Annotated in this window: 6 protein-coding genes; 3 read left to right on the top strand and 3 right to left on the bottom strand. The window is 65.6% G+C overall.

What is annotated here, in order from left to right:
• A partial coding sequence (locus tag KGM94_RS22415) for a threonine--tRNA ligase (protein ID WP_300264214.1) occupies positions 1-1120 on the bottom strand: 1120 nt, incomplete at its 3' end.
• Between the two features lie 204 nt (positions 1121-1324).
• On the opposite strand from KGM94_RS22415, the gene KGM94_RS22410 reads away from it, so the two are divergent.
• Positions 1325-1723 (top strand): hypothetical protein, encoded by a 399-nt coding sequence (locus KGM94_RS22410; protein WP_300264212.1) that lies wholly within the window; start codon positions 1325-1327, stop codon positions 1721-1723.
• A gap of 15 nt (positions 1724-1738) precedes the next feature.
• Here KGM94_RS22410 and KGM94_RS22405 read toward each other — a convergent pair whose 3' ends face one another.
• Positions 1739-3079 carry an alpha/beta hydrolase gene (locus tag KGM94_RS22405; protein WP_300264211.1) on the bottom strand — a complete coding sequence of 447 codons (1341 nt, stop codon included), beginning with the start codon at positions 3077-3079 and terminating at the stop codon, positions 1739-1741.
• A gap of 312 nt (positions 3080-3391) precedes the next feature.
• Between KGM94_RS22405 and KGM94_RS22400 the strand changes: the two genes are divergently transcribed.
• Together KGM94_RS22400 and KGM94_RS22395 are read left to right on the top strand one after the other, a co-directional pair.
• Positions 3392-4759 carry an amino acid permease gene (locus tag KGM94_RS22400; RefSeq protein WP_300264209.1) on the top strand — a complete coding sequence of 456 codons (1368 nt, stop codon included), beginning with the start codon at positions 3392-3394 and terminating at the stop codon, positions 4757-4759.
• A gap of 2 nt (positions 4760-4761) precedes the next feature.
• On the top strand, positions 4762-5979 hold the full coding sequence (locus tag KGM94_RS22395) for a hypothetical protein (protein WP_300264207.1): 1218 nt from the start codon (positions 4762-4764) through the stop codon (positions 5977-5979).
• Here KGM94_RS22395 and yidD read toward each other — a convergent pair.
• Positions 5976-6323 (bottom strand): membrane protein insertion efficiency factor YidD, encoded by a 348-nt coding sequence (yidD, locus tag KGM94_RS22390; RefSeq protein WP_300264206.1) that lies wholly within the window; start codon positions 6321-6323, stop codon positions 5976-5978. The genes KGM94_RS22395 and yidD overlap by 4 nt on opposite strands.
• Positions 6324-6368 lie beyond the last annotated feature (45 nt).

Raw genomic sequence — 6368 nt, 5'->3', positions numbered from 1 at the left:
CGTGCTTGAAGATCTGCACGTGGCCCGGGCAGTTCATCGGCTTCAGCGCAAACCAGCGCTTGTCCTCGGCCTCGTCGCCGGCCGACTGCGCCGCGAACATGCTCTCGCGGTACCAGTCCCAGTGGCCCGAGGTCTCCCACAGCGCCTTGTCGAGGATCTGCGGCGCGTTGACTTCGCTGTATTCGCCGGCGAGCCGCCGGCGCATATAGGCGATCACCTCCTGGAAGATGGTCCAGCCCTTCGGGTGCCAGAACACCACGCCGGGACCTTCCTCCTGGAAATGAAACAGGTCGAGTTCGCGGCCGAGCTTGCGGTGATCGCGCTTCTCGGCTTCCTCGATCTGCTTCAGGTAAGCGTCGAGCTCTTCCTGCTTGGCGAAAGCGGTGCCGTAGATGCGCGTCAACATCGGATTGTTGCTGTCGCCGCGCCAATACGCACCGGCCACCTTCATCAGTTTGAAGGCGCTGCCGATCTTGCCGGTGGATGTCATGTGCGGGCCGCGGCACAGATCGAACCAGTCACCCTGGTAATAGATTTTGATCGGCTCGTCGCCGGGAATGGCGTCGACCAGTTCGACCTTGAAGGCCTCGCCCTTGTCGCGGAACACCTGCTTGGTCTTTTCGCGGTCCCAAACCTCTTTGGTGAAAGGTTTGTCGCGCGCGACGATCTCGCGCATCTTCTTCTCGATCGCGGCAAAGTCTTCCGGCGTGAACGGCTCGTTGCGGAAGAAGTCGTAGTAGAAGCCGTTCTCGATCACGGGGCCGATGGTGACCTGGGTGCCCGGCCACAGCGCCTGCACGGCTTCGGCGAGCACATGCGCGCAGTCGTGGCGGATCAATTCGAGCGCGCGCGGGTCCTCGCGGCCGACCAGCTCGATTTTCGCGTCGGCCTCGATCGGATCGTTGAGATCGGCGAGCGCGCCGTCCAGCGCCATCGCCACCGTGCGCTTGGCGAGCGAGGGCGAGATGCCCTTGGCGATCTCGAGCCCGGTGATGCTCTTGTCGTATTCGCGCCTGGCGCCGTCGGGAAAGGTGAGGGTGACTTTTGCGGCAGGGGTCACGGGCTTCAAATTGCTGAGGCTGTACTGGAAGCCGGATTCGGACTTGTGGTCGTCGGACATGCTTTTCTCCTGAAGCTCACTCCTGCGAACGGGCGCAGGTAAGCGGGGGAACGAGCGATATATCAGGCGATTCGGCCCGCGCAATCCGGCATTTCCAAGAAAATGCCGGCGGTGAGGACCGGTTTTCCCGCCAACGGGAGCTTGGCAAACCGCGCAGGAGGGCGCTAGAAGTCGAGGCGTGGGGACAAACGAGAGTTGACCGAAATGAGGACGATCCTGGCGCTCGTCGCGGTGCTTTATTCGGGGGCCGCGTTGGCACAGACGGACAAGCCGCCGATGGTCGGGGACAAGCCGTTGGTGCAGGTCAAGCCCAAGGGGACGTCCCACGCGGCCAAGGGGACGGCCGCTGCCAAGGGGACCGAAGCGGCGGCGCCGAAGGGCAAGCCGCAATCCACTGCGGTGCGGCTGCAGGCCTGCCTCGACATCGACGACGGCACCAAGGACCGGCTCAACTGCTTCGACGCCGTGATCCCGCCGACCCCGAAGCCCAAGGCGCCGAAGGCGAAGGGCGTCGCCGATTGCCGCTTCCTCAAGGAGGAGGACGAACGGCTGGCCTGCTTCAACGGCTTTGCCGAGAGCATTCCGAAGCTGCCCAAGCACTGAGCGGGACGGAGAGGTCTAGCGGCTCGCCGTCGATGGCGTGGTCGCCGCCACCCGCGTCAGCGCGAGCGAGGGGGTTGCGGCCATCTTCACCAGCACGTCCTTGAGCGGATTCTGCGTCCAGGCGCGCGTCACGTAGTCGCGATGGGTGATGCCGTCGCCGGTCTCGACGAACACCACGCTGCCGGGACGCAAGGGCGCGTCCATGTCCTCGGAGACGCCGATGCCCTTCTGCCTCAGCATGCTCATCAGCTCGCGGTCGCGCCGCGCGGTGTAATGCGTATACGAGCTGACGAAGAAGCCGGAGCGGTGGCTTTCGATCCAGGAGGCGAACTTGTCGAGCTCGCCATAGACGGCGTCGAGCAGCACCACGCCGCGGACGCGATCGCTGATGCCGCCGACTTCCAGGCTCCAGGCCGTCGGCAGGAAGCCGCCGCTGTAGCCGACGATCACGATCGGCATCTGGGCGAAGGCGCGCGCGTTGTTCGGGTCGCCCGAGAGACGGGCGAGCTGCTCGGCCGATTCCGCCATGAAGCGCTTGAAGCCGCCGGGTTGCCAGAACTTGCCGGCGCTGGAATCGCGGGCGTCGACGGCCAATTGCGGCGCGAGCAGCACGGCGTTGGCGCCGGAGTCCGAGATCTGCTGCGGCACCAGCTGCCGGTCGCGCACGTCGCGCTCCAGCGTCGCGCCGTTGCCGTGGAAGAACACCACGATCACGCCCGGCTTGCGTGCGTCGAAATGCTCGGGCACGTGCATCAGCACGCGATTGTCGTTGTAGGTCTCGTCCTGCCAGTAGACGCGGCCGGAATAGCTGCGGTGGCCACGGCGGTCGCCCTTGGAAATGTTGAGGAAGGGCGCCTCGGAGGCCGGATTGTTGCCGTAATAGGGGAAGGCGGACGACTTCATGCTCACGAGCGTCGTCAGGTCCTCGCGCGGCGGGCGCTTGTAGGGAACCTGCGGCTCGAGCGAGGCGACCTTGTAGGGCGCCGGCTCCGGCCGCATGGCGCGCCTGGGCGAAAAGTCCGACATCTGCCGCTGCAGCAGGCTCTCGCTCGCCGAGGGGAAACGGTCGCTGAATTGCGGGGCCGGGAAGCGATCCTCGAAGGTGTCGCCGCTCGCTATTTGTGTCCTGGTCTTGGCGACCACCTGGGTGTTCGCCTGGGACGTCGCCTGCGTGTTGGCGGCGAGCATCGCCGGATTGGGCGCCTTGCCGCATTGAACCAGCGCGAAGCAGAGCGGCACGAAGGCTGAGACGATGCCGACCCGGCGCGCGAGGATGAATGCACGACCGCATGCGCCGGGCGATTTCATCCGGTGCGCACGCGTCTCTGCTTCAACCCTCGAAACGACCCCGACCATCCACCCAAGGCCCCAAGTCCAGCGGCAATTTTTCCGTAAGATGAGCCGACTGGCGTTTAGGCGACGTTAAGCTTCCGGAGCAACTCCCCACATCCGGAACGCCAAAAAGGACCATGAAATCGTGTCCTGATTGTGGGAGGGGACAGTCGTTTTTGCAGTGCGAAAGCCGCCTTGTCGGCTGGAACCGAAGCAAATGGTGGCGCGGTACCGCCTCGCGCTGCCTCATTTAACCCTTGTTAACCCTGCTTGAATTGACTGGCGCCCGTCTTGCTCGATGCTCCCGAGAGGCGCGACGCTGAGGTTAGGACCCAAATGACGGCATCAGAGGCGGGCGGCGCGGCGTGGACTGGCCGGCTTCCCGGAAGCGGGTCCGGCGTTTCCGTCATGGTCGCGACCGCCATCGTCGTTGCCGACATGATCGGCGTCGGCGTGTTCACGAGCCTCGGCTTCCAGGTCAAGGACATCCCGTCCGGCTTCTCGATCCTGTTGCTGTGGACCATCGGCGGCATCGTCGCCCTGTGCGGCGTGTTCTCCTACAGCGAGCTCGGCGCGATGTTTCCGCGCTCGAGCGGGGAGTACAACTTCCTCGGGCGTGCCTATCATCCGGCATTCGGCTTCCTCGCCGGCTGGGTCTCGGCGACGGTCGGCTTCGCGGCCCCGGTGGCGCTCGCTGCGATGGCCTTCGGCGAATACGCCAGGTCGGTCGTCCCCGAACTGCCGCCGATGAGCCTCGCCGTCGGCGTGGTCTGGCTGGTGTCGCTCGTGCAGCTCACCGGCGTCAGGCATTCCTCGACCTTCCAGCTGATCTCGACCATTCTGAAGGTCGTGCTGATCGTCGCCTTCCTGGCGGCGGGGTTTGCCATCGGCGTGCGGCAGCCGGTGTCGTTCCTGCCCGAGGCCGGCGACTTCGCCCACGTCACCAGCGCGCCGTTCGCCATCGGCCTCGTCTTCGTGATGTATTCCTTCTCGGGCTGGAACGCGGCGACCTACATCATCGGCGAGATGAAGACGCCGCAGCGGAGCCTGCCGCGCTCGCTGCTGGTGGGAACGCTGATCGTCATGGTGCTGTACGTGGCGCTCAACGCGGTGTTCCTGTACGCCACGCCGATGTCAGGGCTTGCCGGCCAGCTCGACGTCGCGAGCGTCGCCGGCAGCGCCATCTTCGGCGAGATCGGCGGCCGGATCGTCGGTGCGATGATCTGCTTCGGCCTGATCTCCTCCATCAGCGCGATGATGTGGATCGGTCCGCGCGTGATGATGACGATGGGCGAGGACATTCCGGCGCTGCGCGTGTTCTCGCGCAAGTCGGTGAGCGGCGCGCCGGCCCATGCCATCCTGTTCCAGCTCGCGGTCGCCAACCTCCTGCTGTTCACCCGCAGCTTCGAGGCGGTGCTCGACTTCATCCAGTTCGCGCTGCTGTTCTGCTCGTTCTTCACGGTCGCCGGCGTCATCAAGCTGCGCATCACCGATCCCGGCCTGCCGCGTCCCTATCGTGCCTGGGGATACCCGGCGACGCCGGCGGTTTTCCTGCTCGTGACCGCCTTCATGATGTACTACCTTCTGACGGAGCGGCCGCTGCAATCGCTCGCGGGTACGTTCATCATGCTCTCGGGCCTCCTGATCTACGCCATCTTCCGCAAACGGCCGTCGGCCGCCGACGCCTCAGATCATCGCGAATAGACATGTCTCGACCCATGAGAATTGCGGCCGTCGCCGTTGCCTTGCTGCTCGCGGCCGGGACTGCCGCGCGCGCCGCCGATACCGTGACCGCCGACGACACCGCGCGCTTCCTCGCCGGCATGCAGCCCTCCGCCGACTCGCCCTTGATGCCGCTGACCAGGGATCCGGCCTGGCAGCGTCACGCAAGGTTCTTCGATAACGCCTTCGCCCAGCTCGATCAGCGACAGCTTGCAAAAATCCGCGCCTGGTCCGACGTCAATCTGGCCGCGCCCCGGCCCACCATGTTCTATCTGTTCAGCGGGCCGGACTTCCTCTACGCCAACGCCTTCTATTCCAGGGCCAACACCTATGTGCTCGGCGCGCTGGAGCCGGTCGGCGCCGTTCCCGACCTGTCGAGATTGCCGCGCGGCGCGGCCGGCTCGGCGCTCTACAACGTCGAGCGCTCGCTCGGCTCGATCCTGAGCTTCTCCTTCTTCATCACCAAGCAGATGAAGGTCGATCTGCACGCCGGCCAGATCGGCGGCACGCTGCCGATCCTCTACGTGTTCCTGGCGCGCTCAGGAAAGACCATCCGCAATGTCGAGCTGGTGGCGCTGGACGACAAGGGCGGCGTGCACACCGGCAGCGACAATCCCGGGCCGAACGCGGTTCGCGGCGTCCGCATCGCGTTTGCCGGCAGCGATGGCCAGGCACGGACGCTGTACTACTTCTCGACCGATCTCTCCAATTCCGGCGCGCGCGCGACCGGCTTCCTCAAGTTCTGCGAGACGCTCGGACCCGGCAACAGCCTGATCAAGAGCGCGTCCTATCTCCTGCATTCCGGCAATTTCAGTGTCGCGCGCAACTGGCTGCTCGCCAACAGCGCGACCATCATCCAGGACGATTCCGGAATTCCGCTTGTGGACTACAATGCGCGGCAATGGCGCTTCTTCCCGTTCGGCCGCTATCTCGGGCCGATCGGCGAATTCCCCGGCCGCTATCAGCAATCCTATGCGCAGCTGTTCACGCGCGCCCAGCCGATCGATTTCGGCATCGGCTACCGCTGGCGCACCCATGAATCGAATTTGCTGCTGGCGGTGAAGGTCCCCGGCGGCGAGGCCGCGCCTGCGGAGACCACGTCCTCCGCCGAGCCGCCGCCGAAGCCGGCGCGGCCGAGGCGGCCACGCCCGCCCGAGCCGATCCCGCCGTCGTCCGGACGGCGCGTCTTCTGGTTTCGCTAGCAACAAGTGCCCGGCGGCGCATTGACGCCGCGCCAGCGTCCATAGCGCCAGGGCAGATACCAGCGCGCGCCTGGCGGCGCGGCGAGCGGCACGTTGTCGATGCCGGAGGTGCCGAAGGGATGGCAGCGCAGGATCCGCGCCAGCGTCATCCAGCCTCCGGCCCACAGCCCGAAGCGCTCGATCGCCTCGTCGCCATAGACGGAGCAGGTCGGCAGATGCCGGCAGTTGTAGCCGACCAGCGGCGAGAAGGTGTGCCGGTAGATCCAGATCAGCGCGCGCCCGAACAAGCGCGGCAGCCGCAACAGTGAGGTAAGGATCGTGGAACCGGATTCAGAATGCTTCATGTGTGCGTTTGCTGCAGCCTGGCGATCTATTGCGCGGTTCCGATG

It is taken from the genome of Bradyrhizobium sp. (assembly GCF_028868675.1).
Lineage (GTDB): Bacteria > Pseudomonadota > Alphaproteobacteria > Rhizobiales > Xanthobacteraceae > Bradyrhizobium.
Note: the sequence above shows the minus strand (reverse complement) of the source record. Positions and strands in the feature narration are given on the sequence as shown.